The sequence below is a fragment of the uncultured Agitococcus sp. genome (genome assembly GCF_937920075.1).
GTDB lineage: Bacteria > Pseudomonadota > Gammaproteobacteria > Pseudomonadales > Moraxellaceae > Agitococcus.
In genome coordinates this window covers 1-20,307 of sequence record NZ_CALETI010000111.1, presented here as the reverse complement: position 1 = coordinate 20,307, position 20,307 = coordinate 1, and the positions used below count along the sequence as shown (strand labels likewise).

General features: G+C 38.7%; 18 protein-coding genes and 2 pseudogenes. 9 read left to right on the top strand and 11 right to left on the bottom strand.

What is annotated here, in order from left to right; genetic code table 11:
* From Q0212_RS04100 to Q0212_RS04085, 4 genes and pseudogenes are all read right to left on the bottom strand, one after another.
* Positions 1 to 231 (bottom strand): annotated as a pseudogene (locus Q0212_RS04100) (lipid ABC transporter permease/ATP-binding protein); the annotation flags it as partial.
* Positions 231 to 656, bottom strand: coding sequence for a biopolymer transporter ExbD (locus Q0212_RS04095; RefSeq protein ID WP_297922622.1), 426 nt, complete (start codon positions 654 to 656; stop codon positions 231 to 233). The pseudogene Q0212_RS04100 and the gene Q0212_RS04095, both read right to left, overlap by 1 nt.
* Positions 657 to 727: 71 nt before the next feature.
* On the bottom strand, positions 728 to 1,348 hold the full coding sequence (locus tag Q0212_RS04090) for a MotA/TolQ/ExbB proton channel family protein (RefSeq protein WP_367175564.1): 621 nt from the start codon (positions 1,346 to 1,348) through the stop codon (positions 728 to 730).
* Between the two features lie 86 nt (positions 1,349 to 1,434).
* Positions 1,435 to 3,714, bottom strand: a complete 2,280-nt coding sequence (locus tag Q0212_RS04085; protein WP_297922616.1) for a DNA internalization-related competence protein ComEC/Rec2 — start codon at positions 3,712 to 3,714, stop codon at positions 1,435 to 1,437.
* A gap of 124 nt (positions 3,715 to 3,838) precedes the next feature.
* On the opposite strand from Q0212_RS04085, the gene Q0212_RS04080 reads away from it, so the two are divergent.
* Positions 3,839 to 4,423: a DUF2062 domain-containing protein gene (locus Q0212_RS04080; RefSeq protein WP_297922613.1), complete on the top strand. Its 585-nt coding sequence runs from the start codon at positions 3,839 to 3,841 to the stop codon at positions 4,421 to 4,423.
* A gap of 79 nt (positions 4,424 to 4,502) precedes the next feature.
* Here the strand turns inward: Q0212_RS04080 and lolD are convergent, their stop codons facing one another.
* A complete protein-coding gene (gene lolD, locus Q0212_RS04075) occupies positions 4,503 to 5,183 on the bottom strand; it encodes a lipoprotein-releasing ABC transporter ATP-binding protein LolD (protein ID WP_297922610.1) in 681 nt (226 codons plus the stop codon).
* Positions 5,176 to 6,411: a lipoprotein-releasing ABC transporter permease subunit gene (locus tag Q0212_RS04070; RefSeq protein WP_297922607.1), complete on the bottom strand. Its 1,236-nt coding sequence runs from the start codon at positions 6,409 to 6,411 to the stop codon at positions 5,176 to 5,178. The genes lolD and Q0212_RS04070 overlap by 8 nt, the downstream gene beginning before the upstream one ends.
* Before the next feature lie 239 nt (positions 6,412 to 6,650).
* On the opposite strand from Q0212_RS04070, the gene Q0212_RS04065 reads away from it, so the two are divergent.
* The gene (locus Q0212_RS04065; RefSeq protein WP_297922604.1) at positions 6,651 to 7,250 is read left to right on the top strand and encodes a PilZ domain-containing protein; all 600 of its coding nucleotides are present in this window, start codon (positions 6,651 to 6,653) and stop codon (positions 7,248 to 7,250) included.
* A gap of 77 nt (positions 7,251 to 7,327) precedes the next feature.
* On the opposite strand, the pseudogene Q0212_RS04060 reads toward Q0212_RS04065, so the two are convergent.
* Positions 7,328 to 8,956, bottom strand: a pseudogene (locus Q0212_RS04060) (glutamine--tRNA ligase/YqeY domain fusion protein); the annotation flags it as partial.
* A 155-nt stretch (positions 8,957 to 9,111) separates the two neighbouring features.
* Here Q0212_RS04060 and Q0212_RS04055 point away from each other — a divergent pair.
* Positions 9,112 to 9,609 carry a peptidylprolyl isomerase gene (locus Q0212_RS04055; RefSeq protein ID WP_297922601.1) on the top strand — a complete coding sequence of 166 codons (498 nt, stop codon included), beginning with the start codon at positions 9,112 to 9,114 and terminating at the stop codon, positions 9,607 to 9,609.
* Positions 9,610 to 9,884: 275 nt separating this feature from the next.
* Positions 9,885 to 10,622, top strand: a complete 738-nt coding sequence (locus tag Q0212_RS04050) for a UDP-2,3-diacylglucosamine diphosphatase (RefSeq protein ID WP_297922599.1) — start codon at positions 9,885 to 9,887, stop codon at positions 10,620 to 10,622.
* A 129-nt stretch (positions 10,623 to 10,751) separates the two neighbouring features.
* Here the strand turns inward: Q0212_RS04050 and Q0212_RS04045 are convergent, their stop codons facing one another.
* The 4 genes from Q0212_RS04045 to Q0212_RS04030 form a co-directional block, all read right to left on the bottom strand.
* On the bottom strand, positions 10,752 to 11,690 hold the full coding sequence (locus Q0212_RS04045) for a triacylglycerol lipase (RefSeq protein ID WP_297922596.1): 939 nt from the start codon (positions 11,688 to 11,690) through the stop codon (positions 10,752 to 10,754).
* Between the two features lie 362 nt (positions 11,691 to 12,052).
* On the bottom strand, positions 12,053 to 13,105 hold the full coding sequence (locus tag Q0212_RS04040; RefSeq protein WP_297922593.1) for a lipase secretion chaperone: 1,053 nt from the start codon (positions 13,103 to 13,105) through the stop codon (positions 12,053 to 12,055).
* A gap of 128 nt (positions 13,106 to 13,233) precedes the next feature.
* Positions 13,234 to 14,169, bottom strand: a complete 936-nt coding sequence (locus Q0212_RS04035; RefSeq protein WP_297922590.1) for a triacylglycerol lipase — start codon at positions 14,167 to 14,169, stop codon at positions 13,234 to 13,236.
* 407 nt (positions 14,170 to 14,576) lie between these two features.
* Positions 14,577 to 15,200, bottom strand: coding sequence for a tRNA-(ms[2]io[6]A)-hydroxylase (locus tag Q0212_RS04030; protein WP_297922587.1), 624 nt, complete (start codon positions 15,198 to 15,200; stop codon positions 14,577 to 14,579).
* Positions 15,201 to 15,274: 74 nt separating this feature from the next.
* On the opposite strand from Q0212_RS04030, the gene Q0212_RS04025 reads away from it, so the two are divergent.
* From Q0212_RS04025 to Q0212_RS04005, 5 genes are all read left to right on the top strand, one after another.
* A complete protein-coding gene (locus Q0212_RS04025; protein WP_297922582.1) occupies positions 15,275 to 16,192 on the top strand; it encodes a lysophospholipid acyltransferase family protein in 918 nt (305 codons plus the stop codon).
* A 10-nt stretch (positions 16,193 to 16,202) separates the two neighbouring features.
* A complete protein-coding gene (locus tag Q0212_RS04020) occupies positions 16,203 to 17,261 on the top strand; it encodes a toxic anion resistance protein (RefSeq protein ID WP_297922580.1) in 1,059 nt (352 codons plus the stop codon).
* Complete coding sequence (locus Q0212_RS04015) at positions 17,258 to 18,517, top strand: toxic anion resistance protein (RefSeq protein WP_297922577.1); 1,260 nt, start codon at positions 17,258 to 17,260, stop codon at positions 18,515 to 18,517. Before Q0212_RS04020 ends, Q0212_RS04015 begins: the two co-directional genes overlap by 4 nt.
* A 20-nt stretch (positions 18,518 to 18,537) precedes the next feature.
* On the top strand, positions 18,538 to 19,107 hold the full coding sequence (locus Q0212_RS04010) for a TerD family protein (protein WP_297922574.1): 570 nt from the start codon (positions 18,538 to 18,540) through the stop codon (positions 19,105 to 19,107).
* A gap of 211 nt (positions 19,108 to 19,318) precedes the next feature.
* Entirely contained in the window at positions 19,319 to 20,119 is an 801-nt protein-coding gene (locus tag Q0212_RS04005; protein ID WP_297922571.1) for a hypothetical protein, read from the top strand.
* The last annotated feature ends 188 nt before the right edge of the window (positions 20,120 to 20,307 follow it).

Genomic DNA, 20,307 nt, shown 5'->3' with positions numbered 1-20,307 from the left:
CTCTACCCCTCTAAAAAAGAAAATCGCTACAATCAACAGTGGAAACAGGTTTTTATCCGCTTCATTTTTATCTTGAATCGCATTAATAATAAATTTGATTTGTTCGGCAGCCGCCCATTCGGTTTGGGCATTTAGAATAAAGCCTAATACACCCAATACAAACGCTTTCCAATGTGCTTTGCTATAACCTAATAAGCGTTTATAGGTTTGCCAGCCCGTTGCCTGTGTCATTATGGATTCTCACTAGATAAACGGGTGCTAATGCTTAAATTGACAAAACCCATTTGTCCTGCAACATCCATCACGGTAATCACCGCTTGATGGCTAGCTTTGCCATCAGCGGCAATAATAAAGGGCATATCTCGTTTGCCATCACTGATTTTTTCAATCGCACTTTGTAATTGTTTGGCATCTTTAGCAGCAAGTTCTTGGCCATTAATGGTGTAAATACCACCTGCACTAACGCCAATTTCAATCGATTTTGCTTTGCTTGGTTTAGCCACATCCCCTTTAGCTTCAGGTAACACAATTTGTAATTTACTGGCTTTGTTAAAGGTAGTGGAAATCATCAAAAAGATAATTAAAAACAACAAACAATCAATCAATGGCGTTAGGTTGATTTCTAAATTTTCGGGTTGTGGACGACGAAATTTCATACACTAGACTCTATATTACCCTCACCCTAGCCCTCTCCCAAAGGAGAGGAAACACAACAAGTGAGGCTCTATTATTTAAAATCGACTTCACGATCACCATGAACAATATCGACCAATTTAATGGCTTGTTGTTCCATTTCAACGGCCATTGTGGTGATATGACGAGCAAAATAACGGTGCATAATCATCGCAGGAATCGCCACAAACAAACCACCAGCAGTGGTAATTAAGGCCTTAGAAATACCGCTGGCCAATAATGCAGGGTCACCCATGCCTGAGCTATTAATGGCCATAAAAGCTTCAATAATGCCCACCACTGTCCCCAGCAAACCCAACAATGGCGAAATCATCGCTAATGTGCCTAAAACCGTTAAATAACGCTCCATGTGATGAATCACCACATTTGCTGTTTCTTCAATACACTCTTTCATAATCTCGCGGCCATGACGCGAATTTAATAAACCCGCCGCTAAAATCTCGCCTAAAGGGGAATTAGCTTTTAGCTGACGTAATTTTTCAGCATCTAATTGATTATTTTTAATCCAACCCCAAACCTCGGCTAATAAATTGGGTGGTGCAACTCGACTTGCTCTTAATGTCCATGCACGTTCAAAACAAATCGCCATTGCTAATATTGAAGCAATTAAAATCGGCACCATTAAGAGGCCGCCAGATTTAACTAATTCCCACACCTTGTTATACCTCATGCCTGAATATTAAATAAGACTGATTTATTCACATTGAACAATCAAATTTTAAGACCGCTTACTTTAACCATTTAAGGATTATTTAGCCAGTAATGGCCACGATTACGCCAAGCTTCTTGCAAAATAAATCCCTGTTTATGCAAATGATAACGTAGTGTGCCTTGTGTAACCGTATTATCAATGTCTATTTGTCGTTTTTGTAATCGTTGCACCACCATAGGTGCAGGATGACCAAAATGGTTTAAATAACCTGCTGAAACAATCGCCAGTTTGGGCTGAACCGCTTGCACAAATGCCTCTGAGCTTGAGGTTTTGCTACCATGATGCCCCAACAACAAAATATCACTTTGCAAATTCTTCTGCTGTTTTAATAAAATTTGCTCGGCTGGAGCTTCCATATCACCTGTTAACAACACACTAAATCCTGTTGCACTGACTCTTAACACACAAGAGCGGTTGTTATCTTTATCATAGTTTACCCCAACAACGGGCGATAACACCTCAAACCGCACACCATCCCAGTGCCATAATTGCCCTGCATAACATTCATGGTGAATGGTTTTTGACGGTGGTTGATAACCTTGTGGTTTGGCACTATACCAAAGTTGCTGCGGAATAAATTGTCTAAAGACGGCATCAGCACCACCCGTATGATCTTTATCATTATGGCTAATCATTAAAGCATCCAGTTTTTTAACCCCCATATAATGCAAATAAGGATTAATAATGCGTTCGCCTGCACTGGTATTTGCACCTGTGTCATACAAAAGTTGATGTTTTTGGGTTTGAATTAACACACTTAAACCTTGACCTACATCCAAGACACTCAATTGTGCCTCACCTTGTTGTAAACTCGGCCAACGATAAAACAAGGGCAGAAAAAAGAATAAGCTCAAATAACGAGGGCTAATTTGTCTTGGTAATAACCATAACATGACCATAAACATAAAAAAGCCAATACTCAGTAACGATAAAACATAACTTTGTTTAGCAAAACTAATTGCTGCCCACCATGATAAATAACTATTTAAGCCATTAACCGCTTGTAAAGCCAACCACCATGTCAATTCTTGTAACGATTGACTCATAAAACCAAACACTAATCCCAACAAAGCCAAAGGCACAATCACAAAACCAACCCACGGAATCGCTAATAAATTAGTTAATGGGGCGATCCATGACACTTGTGCAAATAACGCCAGTGTTAAAGGGGTTAAAGCAAGCGTTATCCATAACTGTAATTTAATAAATTGTGTAATTTTATGTTCTTGTTTTTGTTGCATTCCCGACCAAAAAAACAATAAACCAACAGCCACAAAAGACAGCCATAAACTCACTGAGTGTACAGTTAACGGCTGCCACAACAACACCATCGTCAATGCCAATAACCATATTTTGAGGGCTGGCCACTCTTGCCTATTGCCCATCAAAAAGGTTAATCCTGCCAACATCATTAAAGTGCGTAAGGTGGGCAAAGACAACCCTGCTAAAAAGCCATAAGCCACCGCCACCATCAATAACAACGGCCATGTTAATTGCGATTTTGGAATGGTTAAAAAAATACGCGGATAAAAACGCATTAATAGTTGCATCATTAGCCATGTCACGGCAGAAGCAGCCAATAACACATGAGGGCCAGAAATCGCCATTAAATGACTAATACCTGTTGTTGTATATAAATCCCACGCTTGGTCTGCTACTAAGGCTCGATCACCTGTTAATAAAGCTAATACCACTCCTGCATTAGCTTGCTCAGCAAATAGCTGTTGAAATTGTTGCCTAATTTGCCAACGCCATAAATCAAACGACCAATGTTTTGGCTCTTCAATCAGTTGCGCGCGCCCCACTTTGCCAATTGCACTGATATTTTCACTTAATAACCATGCCTGATAATCAAATGCACCTGCTGAGGCTGTTCCATGAGGCCGTTTTAGGGTTACCGTCATTTGCCATATTTGCTGGGGTTTTAAAATTAGATAAGAAGGTGCAGAGAGTTGCCAATGTGTATTTGCATCTATGGGATAATCAATGTTAGAAACGATTTTTATTGGCTTAACGGAGACACGCTGACCAAAAGATTGATATTCAGATAATCCCTCTATTTTTACTTGTACTTTAAAGGCTTTATTTTCGAGTTTATGTGGTAGTAAACGCTGTAAATACTGTTCAGCACTCCACACTGACCATGTCATTGCCAACGTGCAAAACACTACTACTCGCAAGCATTTGAGCCAACAGCTTAATACAGCAATGATACTTGAAATGATGAGCAAATATTGCCAATTAGGCAATGTTGACCAAATTAATAAAGAAAGCACGCCAAAAATGGCTGCCAACAAAAATCGCTCCATGATGTTTTATTCCATAAAAATGCTTTTTGATACTTACAAATTCAAACGAATAAATTATTAAGAAAGTTGCACAATCATCATAAATCGTTAACAATCGCACGCCTTTAGAAAACTGGGTTAAGCTATGCCTAAAAAAATGATTCGTAAATATTTGCCTGACCCCGAAAAAATTGCAAACATACAAGGTCTGGGCTTTTTACGTCATCGTTTACAAGACCCTAACTTATGGCATCTTAACCGACATTCTGCTTCTGGCGCAATGTTTTGGGGCTTATGGTGTGCTTTGTTGCCCATGCCTTTTCAAATGGTGCCTGCGGCAATTGCTGCTTTAATATTTAGAGTGAATTTGCCCTTATGTATTGTGTTGGTCTGGTTAAGCAACCCGTTAACCATGATTCCAATTATTTATATTTCTTATTTTGTTGGTGCCTCGCTGCTTAATCGTCCGATGATTAATGGCGATACTTTGCATCAAATTGTCAATAATTTAGGGCAAATGGTTGGCAATGCTTTTTCAAGTACCCCTCAACACATCAAAGGTTTAGATTTAAGTCAACATTTAGAACCGATTTTATTAGGGACTTTAGTGACAGGCTTTTTATTTGGCTGTATTGGGTATTTAGCAATGAATTGGTATTGGCGATACCATGTTACTAAAGCATGGAATAATCGCCAATTTCGTAAAGCAACAACCAAAAAAGAACAATAGGCTTCGATTCCGCTCAGCCACCATGACCTCATTCAGCCAACACGACTACACTCCCTGAGCGAAGCCAAAGGGCAACCAATTAGACCAACTCACCACTTTGCATAGTTAAAATACGATCTGCTGACTGTGCTAAGGCTAAATCATGAGTGACAATAATCAAACTCATACCTAGCTCATGTTTTAACTCTTTAAACAAGTTTTGTACTTCTAAAGCTGTATGATGATCTAAATTACCTGTTGGCTCGTCGGCTAATATCAAATCTGGCTTAGTGACTAAGGCACGCGCCAAAGCAACACGTTGCCGTTCACCACCTGATAGCTCCGCAGGTTTATGATGAATACGATGCGCTAAACCCACTCTTTCTAATAGCGTTTTTGCCGATTGTTCGGCCTGTTTGACTGTTGCTTCTTGACGCAACAATAAAGGCATACAAACATTTTCTAAGGCAGTAAACTCAGATAATAAGTGATGAAACTGATAAACAAAGCCTAAATGACGATTACGCAACTCGCCTCGTTTCACTTCATTTAAACCACTAAGATTTTGTCCTAAAACAGTGACTTTGCCTTGAGTTGGCACATCCAAGCCCCCCAAAATATGCAACAACGTGCTTTTACCCGATCCTGAGCTACCAACAATCGCCACAAACTCCGCACGCTGAATAGTCAAACTGACGTTTTTTAACACATCAACCGTTTGCATACCCTCTTCTTTAAAAGATTTACATAAGCCTTGAGCTTCTAAAATAATTTTACTCATAACGTAAAGCCTCAGCAGGTTGAACTTTAGCCGCACGTCGTGCAGGATAAATGGTTGCTAAAAAGCTTAGTAATGCCGACATAAAACTCACCCATGCCACATCATTCCAATCTAATTCTGAGGGCAAATAATTAATAAAATAGGCATCAAACAAAGAAGCACCTGTCACTTGCTCAACCCAAGAAATAAAGTCACTAATATTTAGAGCCAAAGTTACGCCCAATAACACACCACCTAATGTTCCTACTAAGCCAATCACTGCGCCTTGCACCATAAAAATACGTGTAATGGTCTGTGGTGACGCGCCTAATGTCCGCAAAATAGCAATATCGGCTTTTTTATCAGTCACCACCATCACTAAACTTGAAACAATATTAAAGGCAGCCACCGCAACAATTAACAACAACAACAAACCCATCATGGCTTTTTCCATTTGAATAGCACTAAACAAATTTCCATGTGTTTGAGTCCAATCTCGTGCTTCAAAATAACTGGGTAATTGGCTTAATAAATCTAATAACACAGGACGCGATTGAAAAATATCATGGAGTTTTAAACGTACACCTTGTACCTGATCGCCAATTCTTAATAACTTTCCTGCATCAGCAATGTGAATATAAGCGAGCATGCCATCAACATCTGCGCCAACTTTAAAAATCCCCACAACCGTAAAACGTTTAAAACGTGGAATCACTCCTGCTGGCGATACGGCTGCTTCTGGCAATACCAAGGTTAATTTATCACCTAATTGCACACCTAAGTTATTTGCTAATCCTTCACCCAACACGATACCAAAAGTATTGGCTTGTAAACTGTCCAAATGTCCCTGTGCCATGTGATGATGAATAATGGACACCTGCTTTTCGTAAACAGGATCAATACCCGAAATTAACGCGCCCGTCACTTGACCATTAGCCGTTATCATCCCTTGTAGTTGGCTAAAGGGTGCAACCGCAAGCACTTCGGGATTATGTTTAGCGTATTCGGCTAATTTAGGCCAATCATGAAAAGGTTGTTGTGAGCTAATCGTGGCATGAGGAACCATACCCAAAATACGATTTTTTAATTCACGATCAAATCCATTAAATACCGATAATACCGTGATTAAAACCGCCACCCCCAACACTAAACCAATGATGGAAGTCAAAGAAATAAAAGAAATAAAATGATTTCGACGTTTGGCTCGGGTATAACGCAAACCAATTAATAATGAAACAGGCTTGAACATGCTAAAAATTTAACCATACTATTAATAACTTATTTAAGTTATAACTTAGCTTAAGTATGCTGTTTAACAACGCCACTTTGACTAAGCTATAAGTTAAATACGCCACATTATCAATAAATTAACCTAACTTACTGTGCTAATAATCTTTACTACAACACCTTATTTGGTGTAAAAAGCATAACAAATTAAATAAAACATCTGTCATACATATGGCAAGTATGCCTTAAGAGTGGAACATCATGACTAAAGCCAATCAAGATAATCCTTTTGAAAGACGCTTACTTAATCGTGTGGATTCCACACTATCCCTGCATTATCAACCAATTAGTAGTGCAGATTCGTTAAAAGATCCTTATGACAGTAATTTTTCGTTACCGCGTTATTTTACGCTATTTGCTGAGATTGAGCAGGTAGATAGTGTTCAACGTAGTCAAATGCAATTATTAGAACGTGAGAACGAGCGTTTACATGGCTTATTTCAAGCTGTAAACCTCAAAATTGAGCTGTTAACAGGCGCGATTTATGATGGCCTAGCTAAGTTGTTATCCCCTATTCCCCAGCGTGTTAATTTAAGCGAAAGCGGTTTATCTTTTCATGCCACAGAAGCGATTACACCGGGAACACACTTGCATTTAGCCATTAGCCATTTAGAGCATCATTATCATATTGCCGCCACAGCACGTGTGGTTTATTGTGAAGATGAAGATTTAGAAGGCTTTAGAACAGGCGTGTATTTTATTAATATCAATCCCAGTGATCGTGCGCGTTTAGCTCAAGATATTGCCCGTAAACAACAAGAAAATGAAGCATTACAACCTTTTGCCAACCCTGAAGAATAACCGTAGGGATAACCCTTGTGGTTATCCTGTTGAATTTGAAATAAAAGGGTAAGCACAAGGCTTACCCCTACAAAAAATTATGCGCCACCCCAAGAGTCGCGCAAGCCTACAGTGCGGTTAAAAACCAACTTACCTGCTTGGCAATCGACTAAATCAGCAACAAAATAGCCTTCACGCTCAAATTGAAAACGTTCTTCACCTTGCGCTGTTGCCAAACTTGGTTCAACAACGGCCTGCACAACGGTTAAAGCATTCTCGTTAATACAATCTAAAAAGCTTTCGCCTGCTTCTGGATCAGGTTGCGTAAATAAACGATCGTACAAACGCACTTCGGCTGGAACGCCTAATGTGGCTGATACCCATTGAATCACGCCTTTAACTTTACGTCCTTCAGGATTTTTGCCCAAAGTATTTAAATCGGCAGAACAACGTAGCTCAACAATCTCACCTGCTTCGTTCTTGACCACTTCATCACAACGAATCACATAACAGTGACGCAAACGCACTTCGCCACCGACTACCAAACGTTTATAACCTTTGGGTGGATTTTCGCTAAAGTCTGCGGCATCAATGAAGATTTCTTTGGTAAATGGGATTTCTCGCTCACCCAATTCAGGTAAGTTGGGATGGCGTGCTGAAGATAAGGCTAAGGTTGCCTCTTCAACATTGGTAATCACTACTTTTAACGGATTTAACACCGCCATAGCACGTGGTGCTGTATTTTCTAAGTGATTACGGATACAAAATTCTAATAAGCTAAAATCAACCACACCATCACTTTTGGTGATGCCAATGCGCTCACAGAAATCGCGTAACGATTCAGGTGTATAACCACGACGACGCAAACCTGCAATGGTTGGCATCCGAGGATCATCCCAACCATTGACAATCTTTTCATCAACCAATTTTTTCAGCTTACGCTTACTGGTGACGGTGTAATTGAGATTTAAACGAGAAAACTCTATTTGTTGGGGATGCGCTGGCGTTTGTAAGGTATCTAACAACCAATCATAAAAAGGTCGATGATCTTCAAACTCTAGAGTACACAAAGAATGAGTGATGTTTTCTAAGGCATCCGAAATTGGGTGGGTATAATCATACATAGGATAAATCAGCCATTTATCCCCTGTTTGATGATGTGCCACTTTTTTAATGCGATATAAAACAGGGTCACGTAAATTAATATTGCCTGATGCCATATCAATTTTTGCGCGCAACACACACTCACCTTCGGCAAATTCACCCAAACGCATTTTTTCAAAAAGTGCTAAGTTTTCTTCAACACTACGATCACGATAGGGTGAGTTTTTACCTGCTTCACTAAAGCTACCGCGCGTTTGTTGAATTTGTTCGGGTGTTTGTGAGTCCACATACGCCTTGCCCATTTTAATTAAGGCAATGGCATAATCATGCAATGCATCAAAATAATTGGAGGCATAACGAACATCGCCTGCCCAATTAAAACCCATCCACTCGACATCACGTTTAATGGCATCAATATATTCCTGCGACTCTTTTTCGGGATTAGTGTCATCAAAACGCAAATTACACTCACCCTGACTCTCGACCGCAATGCCAAAATTCAAACAAATTGATTTGGCATGGCCAATGTGTAAATAACCATTAGGCTCTGGCGGAAAACGGGTAATGGCTTTGGCATGTTTGCCTGCGGCCAAATCTTCAACAATTTGTGCACGAATAAAATCTTTGGCTTCCATTAAACAACTCATATGATTAGCGTAAATTAGCTTCTAGTAAACGCACTTGCTATAATGCTTAGGTGCAAATATTAAAAAGACAAGTCTAGCGATTGCTTAGCCTAGTCTCAAGTAGTAAACCCTCAACAAACTAGGAAACGAGAATGAAAGTTGCATTAAATACTAATTTCGGTCGTATTGTTTTAGAATTAGATGAAGTTAACGCGCCAAAAACATCTGCTAACTTTGTTAGCTATGTTAAAAGTGGTCACTACAACGGCACTATTTTCCACCGTGTTATTCCAAACTTTATGATTCAAGGTGGTGGTTTTGAAGCCAACATGAATCAAAAATCTACTAAAGCTCCTATCGAAAACGAAGCTAACAACGGTTTAAAAAATGATGTTGGCACGATTGCGATGGCTCGTACTCAAGACCCACATTCTGCCTCTGCTCAATTCTTCATTAACACTAAAAAGAATGACTTTTTAAACCATTCCAGCAAAACCGTTCAAGGTTGGGGTTATGCGGTATTTGGTAAAGTGGTTGAAGGCATGGACGTTGTTACAGCTATTGAAAAAGTACGCACTGGCAACAAAGGTTATCATGGTGATGTGCCTGTTGAGCCAGTTGTCATTGAAACAGCAGAAGTTGTTGAGTAATTTATAAATAATGAGCTGGGCAAAATGCCCAGTAAGCGTAGCGTGGGTTTAGGAACAAAACCCACGATAATTAAATGTGAATCGTGGGTTTCCTACGTCAACCACACGCTACGATACTAACACATATAAAATCTGTTAAATCTGAATCATACACTTGATTCAGCATCATAGGTTTCATTCCTCAACCGCACACTACAAACATCACTAAGCATTTATAAATTATTTTACAACACATATAATTACAACGATTAGCAACTCTCAATATATAACACACCATGAAACCCACTTATTTTATCTCTGACTTACATTTAGCTGCCGATTTGCCACGTGTCACCCAAGGTTTTACGCAACTATTAGCCAAACTGCAAAACAATGCTCAAGCCTTATATGTCTTAGGCGACCTATTTGAAGTATGGGTAGGTGACGATAATCTTAGCGACTATAATCAACAAATTATTCGGTGTTTCAAACAGTTAACCCAAAATGGTGTGGCCTTATATTTTGTTCATGGCAATCGGGATTTTATGCTAGGTGAAGCATTTGCGACTGCGTGTGGTGGCCAATTATTGGCTGAACGTACCGTCATTAAATTAGGTGAACAATCCATTTTAGTTGAACATGGTGATGCTTTATGCACTTTAGACGAAAAGTTTATGGCGTTTAGAGCGCAAAGTCGTCATCCATTATGGCAACAAGGTATGTTAGCTAAACCATTGGCCGAACGTGTACAAATTGCTGAATTGTGGCGCTTACAAAGCAAAATGCAAAACAGTAATAAGCCCGAAAATATTATGGATGTGACACCACAAGCGGTGTTAGATACCTTACAACAATATCAACTGACCACCCTACTACATGGTCATACTCATCGTCCAATGATTCATCATATCACTCTGAATAATGGAGCAATTGGTCAACGTATTGTCTTAGGTGATTGGCAAGAAGAGACAGGCAGTGCCGTTATTGGTATTGCTGATGAGCAAGGTATTAGATTAGAAGATTATCAGTTTTAGCTTCGACTACGCTCAGCTACCTTATTAAAAGCCTCGGTTATGGGCTGGCTGAGCGAAATCTAAGCCAAAAATACAAAACGGCTACTTAAAGTAGCCGTTTTGTATTTGCCAAATAGTCAATATTAAGTGTTAAACACCTGCATTTTTTAGGCGGTTAGCATGTTGACGGTAGGCATCTTTTGGATCTGGAGCAAATAAACCTTGTACACCAAAGGTATGGTTAATCGCGTCAGCATGGTTCCACGGATAATCATCACGAATCACTTTACCAAAGTGACTAGAACAACGACCAATTAAGCCATCATTTGGCTCTGTACCTGCCAAACCTGTTAAACCAAAAAAGTAATCTAAGGGGTCAGCAGCATTGGTAAATGACGATGTTCCACTCCATGAATAGTTTTTAATACCATTAGCACTGGTGTAAGCACCTTCACCACAAGCGGTTGTTGGCACACCGTTTGGATGTTGAGCATTAAACGTTGCCGCACCTGCCGTTGTTAAAGATGCCAATGCTGCTAAAGAATCTTCTGGACGGTTATTACCTGCTAAAAAGTTTAAAATTCCCATCACACCATTTGTCACACTGCCAATTACGCTTTGTGCCGTACCAGCAGGAACCACACCATTTAACATATCAGCAACAGGACTACCTTTAACTGGACTATGCACCATTGTCAAAGAAGCAACTTTAGACGGAATAGCTGTTGCAACATAACGCACCGAAAAGCCACCATGACTATGGCCTAATAAATTAACTTTTTGTGCGCCACTAATCGCTAAAATATTTTGTACTTGAGCTAACAATTGCTCACCACGCGCCTCAGAGCTATTTAAAGCCGAAGCCGATGTTGTATAAACTTTACCACCACTATAAGTAATAGAAGAAGGAATCTCGTACCAATAATCAATAAAGCCCACTAATTTCTCAAAGCCCAACACACCTGGTGCTAACACAATAGGATACTTGGTTTTGGTATAGGTACAGTCTTCCCACCACCAACAAGCTTGAGCTTGACTAGCAACCATAGAACTGGCTAATAATGTTGCTGTTGCAAGTAATTTTTTCATGGTTATTGTCCCCTGTTGTTGTCTTTATCGTGTGTCGATTTTTGTTTATTAAATTATTAATATTATTTTTACAGGGTATATGAATTTATGAAATTTAGAGTATTTACTTTAATTATTGGATGCAATTTTAGCCTAAAAAAACAACTACTCCAGTGACATTTTAGATTATAGATGTCATTTTTTTGCTTTTTTGCGACAAAGTGATAAAAGATAGCAACTAAATGACAAACAGCCACTAATAGTGGCCGTTTATATAGAGAACTTACGCATTTCACCGAAATTAGCATGTTTTTAGAGTATAAAATCGTTAGCAATGGTTAAAGTACAAACCGCATAAGTCCCAGTTTAGCTATTAATAACTTTTAGGGTTTAACACCTTCATCGTGCATGGTTTCAAAGGCTCCTACTCGCACTCTTTCCTGTTCTGTAAAATCTTTATTTTTGATTTCATTTAACTGACGTTGACGTTCTGCATCACTTAAAGCTGGATTTTTTAAAATACCCTCTCTGGTTTGCAAATAGGTATTAATACGCTTATCCCATTCTGCTCGCTCTTGATCTAATGCCTCTAAACGCTCAGTTGCTTCAACACCCACAATTTGCTCACGAATGGTACGTAATTCTTCTGGTTTGCCACCTCTGGCTTTCCAGTCATCCGTTAATGTTGTTAACTCTTGATATTTATTAAGCGTTTGAACACTTTCTTTTAAATGTGGAGGTAAGGTGTTTAATAACTCTGCTGTACGTTTAGCTTTTTCGGTAGCACTTAAACTTTTATCTTGCATCACCTCAATACGCGCCATAGTGTAACGATCATAGGTATCTTCATCACCAAAAAAAGCATCAATCACTTCGCGAGACATATACTGCGTTCTTAACGCAGCAATTTGCTCTTTTTGTTGACGAATAGCCGCCATATTTTTGGCTGGATCACCCTGTATTTGCGCAATACGACCTAATGCATCACGATATGCCAAATAACTATCCAAAATTTGTTCGGCTTGTTTTGCTGCTTGAGGATGATCTGCTAATTTATGACGAATATAAGCACGAATACGCGCAATAATAGTGGTTAAATCTTCCTCACCAATCGCGGATAAAAAGTAATCAAAGGTTTGTCTAATACTTTGACTTATAATTAAATTACCATTTTTATCAACTTCTAACGCACCATCTACTTCGGTATCACTCAATGATTTTGGCATATTTTCACGGCCAGTTTTAAAGCGTGTATCCGTTTTAGATTTTTCAATTGCTGCCGCAACTTCTTGGGCACTAGGAAGACCTTGTGGTGCTGTTACTGCTGCGGCTGGAGCCTCCGTTTTGGCATCATCTGGACTACGTGCTAACCATAATAAAATAACGGCAATCACCGCTAAAGTAACACTGACACCAATTGCGATTTTACGTTGCATTGTTGTTTTTTCCTTGAATTTATTTTTTTTGTGAACGGTGGAGTTTAAATGATTTCAGCCCCCAAAAGCAAAACTGGCTCAGCAAGCTGAACCAGTTTTTCTGAAGAACACTTAAAAAGTGTTTTAAATTATACGCCTGCTACTTTTAAACGGTTAGCGTGTTGACGATAAACATCTTTTGGATCTGGTGTAAACAAACCACGTACGCCGAATAATTGATTAATTGCATCACCGTGGTTATGTGGATAATCATCACGGATCACTTTACCAAAATGGCTAACACATTTACCTACTAAGCCGTCATTTGGCTCAGAAGTAGAAACTAAAGACATTACACCAAAGAAAGTATCTAATGGATCCAACACATTCGTTACAGCAGAAGTACCACTCCAAGAATAGTTTTTGATACCATTAGTTGTATAAGCACCTTCACCACAAGCTGTTGTCGGTACACCATTTGGATGTTTGGCATTAAATGCGGCTGCGCCTGCTGTATCTAAAGATTTCATGCTAGCCATAAAATCTTCTTTATAGCTATTACCAGCTAAGAAAGTAATAAAGTTAGAAACTGCCGTACCCACAGTTTGTACTACATCACCTGCAACTGTACCGTCTGTACCTGTTAAAATAGCAGCACCTTTAACGCCTTTTACTGGGCTATGAATAGTGGTTACCGAAGCAACTCTACTAGGAATAGCCGTTGCTACATAACGAACAGAAAAACCACCGTGGCTGTGACCCATTAAGTTAACTTTGGCTGCACCACTGATTGCTAAAATATTTTGTACTTGGGCTAATAATTGTTCACCACGAGCTTCAGAACTATTAAACGCTGAAGCTGAAGTTGTGTAAACTTTGCCACCACTGTAGCTAACTGCAGAAGGAATACCGTACCAATAATCCACAAAACCCACTAATTTATCAAAACCTAAGACGCCTGGTGCTAAGACCATTGGATATTTAGTTTTTGTATAAGTACAATCTTCCCAAAACCAACAAGCTTGTGCTTGACTGGCAACAATAGAGCTAGCTAATAAAGTTGCGGTAGCAAGTAACTTTTTCATGGTTGTTTTCCTCGGTTTACCTTCACAGGCATTTAGTTTTTAATTTAAATTTTTAATTAATTTTTAGAGTAAAAATACTATTTTTTATTTGCAAGATATTCGTTTTGTTTATGTGGTTTATTTTATGGAAATTAGCGTCAAAAAAATTGTGAATACGCGACACAGACTGGTAATTGACGACACACCGACAAACGGTAATTGTCTGACAAATGGCACATCAAATCAGATAAATGGTATTTTTAAGTCTAGACAAAATAAAAAGCCTCTCAATTTGGAGAGGCTTTTTGTTAAATAGCGCGCTTTAGGACTTACGCGGTTATCGCTTATTTGTTCGCATTTTAACCGTTTACAACGGTTTTATGTTCACAAAACGCGCTAATTGCGGTGCAATGCGTAAGTCAAGGCTTTCAATGCGTGGATTTTTTTTGACTTGGTACGCCACTATGAAAGCGTATTTGATTATCAGGCGATAAAATTAACTCCGCTTCTTTTTCTTTAAAAAATGCCACACGTTCACTAATATCAATCGGGCTATATAAACGTGCTAAGTTTAAATAATCCTGAAAATGACGAGCTTCTGATTTTAATAAAAAGGTATAAAAACGTTTTAACTCATCATCTAAATAAGGAGCAATGGCGGCAAAACGCTCACACGAGCGTGCCTCAACAAAAGCACCAACAATCAGCACATCCACTAAATGTTCTGGTTCATAGGTACGCACATGTTTACGTAAACCACCTGCATAACGTGCAGGAGTAACAGGCATATAAGGCAAGCCACGCTTGGCCATAATTTCCATCACTTGTTCATAATGCAACAATTCTTCACGCGCTAATTGAGCTAACTGCTCTTGTATAGGGAGTTTGTCGTTATAACGAAACAATAAATTAACCGCTGTGCCTGCGGCTTTCTTTTCACAATTAGCATGATCTTGGAGCATTAAAGGAATATCTTGCAACATGGCGTCAATCCATGCTTGGGGGGTGGTGCATCCTAAAAACTCATAAATGGGTTGTAAAAAATCACTCATCTTCTATAGGCTCTCAACAACTTCATGGTAAATTATACGAGTTTTAATCACTTAACTTACATATTTAAATAACAATGTCTGATATTCAATCCACTCCCCCACAAACACTATCTTCCAAAGATAGTTTTTTATTATCCGTTTTAGGCTTTTTTAGTCGCCTATCCTTATCTTTTTTACAATGGTTAGGCTTAATCATTGGCAGTATTGCCGCATGGTTTCCACATGGCCCTGCTTGGGTAATTCGTCGTAATCTTAAATTATGCTTTCCTGAAAAAAGTGAACGTTGGGTGAATGACACAACCAAACTCAATTTAATTTATACCGCACAAACCGCCTTAGAGTTTACTAAAACATGGGGAATGCCACCCGAATACAGCCTGAGTCAAATGACCGAAGTCGAAAATATGGAGATTTTTACAGACGCAGTAAAATCACCAAAAGGCTGTTTTATTTTAGTGCCTCATCATGGCAACTGGGAATTTATGAATGCATGGGTAAGCTCTCATTGTAGCCCCGTGATTATGTACAAACCGAGTAAAAACAAAGCGATGGATCTTTTTGTCCGTCAAGCACGAAGCCGTTTAAATAGCACTCTTGTTCCAACTGATGAAAGTGGTGTAAAAGCGGTGTTTAAAGCCCTAAAATCAGGTGGTGTGTCAATTATTTTGCCCGACCATACCCCACACGATAACGGTGGGATGTTTGCTCCATTTTTTGGAACCTCGGTGTGGACAGGCATTTTAACGTCTAAACTGATTCAAAAGACTCAATGTGAAGTGATTATGCTATCGTGTTTACATCATCCTTCAGGAAATGGTTTTAAAATTACCGTTGATAAAGTAGAACCTGATGTGTATAGCAAAGATTTATTAACATCGGTTTCTGCGGTAAACAAAAGTGTTGAAAACTTGATTCGGCGCAATCCAGCCCAATATCAATGGGTATATAAACGTTTTAAAAAATGTGAGCATTTAAAAAACGTTTATCAATAGGAGATCATCGGTGGTCAAAACCTTTCATCAAAAAAATGTTGAAAAAAACCAACAAATGACCACCTCTTCACCTGTTATAGTGAAGGATACCGACATTACTCCCAAGACTTTTCATGGTAAACAATCAACCGTAATGGACAACAATCAACCCAAACCTTTATTTAAACCAAATGTGCAAGCAACGGCAGATGAGCAAAGCCTCCAACAAGTACAAGGCTCTATTGCCCGTCTACAATTGGATGACTATGAGTTTTCAGCCAGCGACATCGCCAAAGCGACTTTGTTAAAAGCCGCTATTCGCATTGATGATCCGAGTTATGTCACCGATTATGGCGCAGAAGCTTGCCAACAAAGTGAAACCATCCTCAATCAACTCAATACTATTTCACGTAATGATTATGCCGAAGGCGTGCGTAAATATTTGGGCTATATTTTAACCGATACCCAAAAAGTGGATATTGAAGCGATTAGTAAAGGCGGAGAAAAATCTTTTTTTTCGCGTTTGTTTAGCAATGGCATCAGTACAAAATCGGACTTTTTAGGCTTAGAACGTGATATTAAAAGTAATATGACGTTTTGCCAAAATCGCTTAAACCAACTCAAAAAGACCCAACAAATTTTTAGTGAATTATTTGCCAAAAATGAGCAGCAATTTAAAGACCTAACCCAGTATTTGTTAGCAGGTCAACTCCGTTTGGAAGAAGAGCAACAACTGATGCAACAACAAAATCCTGTGGCGGCTAATGTCTTTGCGCAACAAGCATTAATTGACAAACAAAATGCCCTGTCTCGCTTTGAACGAAGATTGCAAACGCTAAAGGTTTTACGACATACGGTGTTATTACGTATTGGTCAACTACGTTTAGAACAACAAAACACGCTAACCTTAATTGATCAAGCGAATGAAACTCTAAATTTAGTGGTGCCTGCTTGGAAACAACAAATCTTAGCTTTATTCTCACTCTCCAGTAGTGATAATAACAGTTTGTTATATCAACAACTTGCTGACACACAACAATCATTACACCAAAAACTACTCTCTTTAAATGAGACTAAGGAAAGATCATGAGCAAATTTAAACCAGCTTCTGCTTTTGACAGCAACACTTCTTCTGCTGCCCCAACCACCACTGCCCCTGTTGTGCCTGAACCCAATTTTAACAGTAGCACTAATCATGCTTTAGTCACTGCGCCTGAACACAACACGCCTGTGGTTTATCAAGCACCTACACAGCCTGCATCTTACCTTGATATGGTACTGGCCAAACATGAACAACGTTTGCAACAAGAAGGCTCAGACCTTAATAAAATTCGGGCTGAAGTGGCTAAAATTGCCCAAAGTTTTGACCCTCGTCGTGCTGATGCCATTCATACTTTAGGTTCACAATCTGGCGCAAAAGTGGTGCAATACTCTGACAAGTTATTATCGCAAGTTAAAAGTAAAGATTTAGAAGGTTTGGGCGATAACTTAAATGAAGTCGTGTTATTGGCCAAAGGTATTAATATTTCTAGCTTAGTTGATAGTTCTAAATCCAAAATTCCTTTAATTGGCGGCTTAATTGACTCTTTTAAAATGAATAAAGAGAAAGTTTTAGGTCGTTATGAGAGTTTAAGCAAGCAGATCGAAAAACTTATCAAAGAAATGCAAGGCTCACAAGTGCGTTTAGCAAATCGCATTCAGGATTTAGAAAAAGTCTATACCTTCAACGTTGAAGAATATCACACCCTTGAATGTTATATTTTAGTGGGTGAAGTCAAAATCGAAGAGTTACGCGCCGAAATTGCTGATCGTCAAGCCGCGCCTGCCGCTACTAATCCGATGGAAGCTCAAGCGATTTCTAACTTGCAGGATGTACTCAATCGTTTAGAAAAACGGGTTCATGATTTACGCACCATGCAAATGGTTGCCGTACAAACTGCACCGATGATTCGTATGGTGCAGAGCAATAATCAGTTATTGATTGATAAATTCCGCAATTTACAAGAACTCACTATCCCCTCTTGGAAAAAACAATTTACCTTAGCGGTTGCTTTGATTGAACAACAAAAAGCCGTTGAATTGACACAAAAAATTGATGATACCACCAACGATTTAATGCGTCGTAATGCTGAATTATTAAAACAAAACTCGGTAAATACAGCTCGTGCCAATCAACGTGCGGTAGTTGATATTGAAACCCTTGAATATGTACAACAAACCTTAATTTCTACTATTGAAGAAGTTGAACAAATTCAACGTGATGGTGAACAAGCACGTGCTGATGCAGTGATTAAAATGGAAAGCATGAAAGGCGAATTAATTACTAAATTAGGTGGTCGGACTTAATTTTTCTTAGGAGCAAAAATATGGCTATTAACTTAAAAAAAGGTGAATCGATTAATTTAAGCAAACGTGAACCTAACTTACGCAAAATTCGTGTGGGTTTAGGTTGGGATAAACGTTCTGGTGGTGCTGATTTTGACCTAGATGTTTCGGTATTTGTTTGTAATTTAAATGCAACTCGTGAACCCAAATTACTGGGTGATGAATATTTTGTGTTTTATAACAACAAACAATCACCTGATGGTGCAGTCACCCACTCTGGCGATAATCGTACAGGTGATGCGGCTGGCGATGATGAAAGCATTATGGTGGATTTAGGTAAAATTAATCCACAAGCACAAGAAATTTCTTTTGTGGTTACCATTCACGAAGCTGACACACGTAATCAAAGTTTTGGTCAAATCCAAAACGCCTATATTCGTTTGTATGATAACGATAAAGTCGTTGCTGACTATGATTTAGACGAAATGTTTTCAAACGAAACCGCTGTACAATTTGGCTCATTTTTTAAATTAGATAATGAGTGGTTGTTTAAAGCCGTTGGTGCAGGTTACCGTTTAACCTTAAGTGATTTTATTGAGGGTTATCAATAAATTGTGCGAGAGTATACGACTTACGCTTTTAACCTTCAGGCGTGTTTTTTGCTCACTAAATAATCGCGACAGCGATTGTTTAGTAAGCAAATAAGCAATACCAAAGTTGTTTAACTCCCTAATTTTCATCCAAGCACTTAGGCAACTATAGGGGTTATTGACCTTAAAATTGCCTAAGTTATGCTTTCTTAAAAATAAAAACTATAGCAAAATGAATTACATCATCAAAATAGCTTTTAGCCTGCTCTGTTTAAATTCTGCTCATTGTTATGCAAAACATACTCTTTTTTTGGGTGGAGGTGGTGTTAACTATCAGCTTATTGAAAATGATTTATATACCAATCAACAACTTGTAAAAGAGTCTGGCAATTTAATTAGCATTAATTATGGTGTAGATTACGCGCTCAACCAACATCTGATATTACATGCACAAGCTCAACAGAGTTATGGCATCATTGATTATGATGGGCAAACACAAAGCGGAATACCTCATCAAAGTGAAACTACACACATTATCAATCAAGGCTCTGCAAGACTAGGCTATTTATTAAGCAAGCAAAGTGAAATTTATATTGGCTTTCATGGTCAACAAGATTTACGCGATGTTGCCAATCATAATGGGGTTTATGGTGCAACTGAGCTCTATACAAAGATATTTAGCAAAATCGGTTTAAAACAAGGTTTTCAACTTCATAAAAATCACTATATACAATTACTTAGCGAAATCTATCAGCCTTTATTCGCTGAATCCTTTGTTGATTCTAGAGTCAATGATGATGTCACTATTACGCTAAAACAAGGCAATGCTTACGCTTGGGGCATTCAATATCAGTATCAGTATGCGAGTAAACAAGGACTTTTTCTTCACTACAATGATACGAACATACGTTATAAAAAAAGTAGCCTTGCTACACAAAGTATTTATGGCCAAGCAACAGGAAATTATTTATATCAACCACCGATTCGTTTTCAGCAAAAAACACTTGCCGTTGGTATGACATGGCAATTTTAGAACTTACGCGGTTATTTATCGCTTATTTGCTCACTAAAAAATCTCTTTTATAATTACTGAGCTGAGTCGAAGTAACGATTTTTAGTTCATAAAACGCGCTAATTTCGGCGAAATGCCTAAGTCCTAGACTTCCTTAAATGAGTTGTACAACCAATAAAATAACCCAAAAAACGACCACGCGAAAACAC

Coding starts and splice junctions, on each gene's coding strand:
- Q0212_RS04010 (WP_297922574.1), top strand. CDS start 18,538: ATGGCTATTAACTTAAAAAAAGGTGAATCGATTAATTTAAGCAAACGT.
- Q0212_RS04005 (WP_297922571.1), top strand. CDS start 19,319: ATGAATTACATCATCAAAATAGCTTTTAGCCTGCTCTGTTTAAATTCT.
- Q0212_RS04050 (WP_297922599.1), top strand. CDS start 9,885: ATGAAACCCACTTATTTTATCTCTGACTTACATTTAGCTGCCGATTTG.
- lolD (WP_297922610.1), bottom strand. CDS start 5,183: ATGAGTAAAATTATTTTAGAAGCTCAAGGCTTATGTAAATCTTTTAAA.
- Q0212_RS04035 (WP_297922590.1), bottom strand. CDS start 14,169: ATGAAAAAGTTACTTGCTACCGCAACTTTATTAGCTAGCTCTATTGTT.
- Q0212_RS04080 (WP_297922613.1), top strand. CDS start 3,839: ATGCCTAAAAAAATGATTCGTAAATATTTGCCTGACCCCGAAAAAATT.
- Q0212_RS04085 (WP_297922616.1), bottom strand. CDS start 3,714: ATGGAGCGATTTTTGTTGGCAGCCATTTTTGGCGTGCTTTCTTTATTA.
- Q0212_RS04095 (WP_297922622.1), bottom strand. CDS start 656: ATGAAATTTCGTCGTCCACAACCCGAAAATTTAGAAATCAACCTAACG.
- Q0212_RS04065 (WP_297922604.1), top strand. CDS start 6,651: ATGACTAAAGCCAATCAAGATAATCCTTTTGAAAGACGCTTACTTAAT.
- Q0212_RS04055 (WP_297922601.1), top strand. CDS start 9,112: ATGAAAGTTGCATTAAATACTAATTTCGGTCGTATTGTTTTAGAATTA.
- Q0212_RS04015 (WP_297922577.1), top strand. CDS start 17,258: ATGAGCAAATTTAAACCAGCTTCTGCTTTTGACAGCAACACTTCTTCT.
- Q0212_RS04045 (WP_297922596.1), bottom strand. CDS start 11,690: ATGAAAAAATTACTTGCAACAGCAACATTATTAGCCAGTTCTATGGTT.
- Q0212_RS04070 (WP_297922607.1), bottom strand. CDS start 6,411: ATGTTCAAGCCTGTTTCATTATTAATTGGTTTGCGTTATACCCGAGCC.
- Q0212_RS04025 (WP_297922582.1), top strand. CDS start 15,275: ATGTCTGATATTCAATCCACTCCCCCACAAACACTATCTTCCAAAGAT.
- Q0212_RS04030 (WP_297922587.1), bottom strand. CDS start 15,200: ATGAGTGATTTTTTACAACCCATTTATGAGTTTTTAGGATGCACCACC.
- Q0212_RS04040 (WP_297922593.1), bottom strand. CDS start 13,105: ATGCAACGTAAAATCGCAATTGGTGTCAGTGTTACTTTAGCGGTGATT.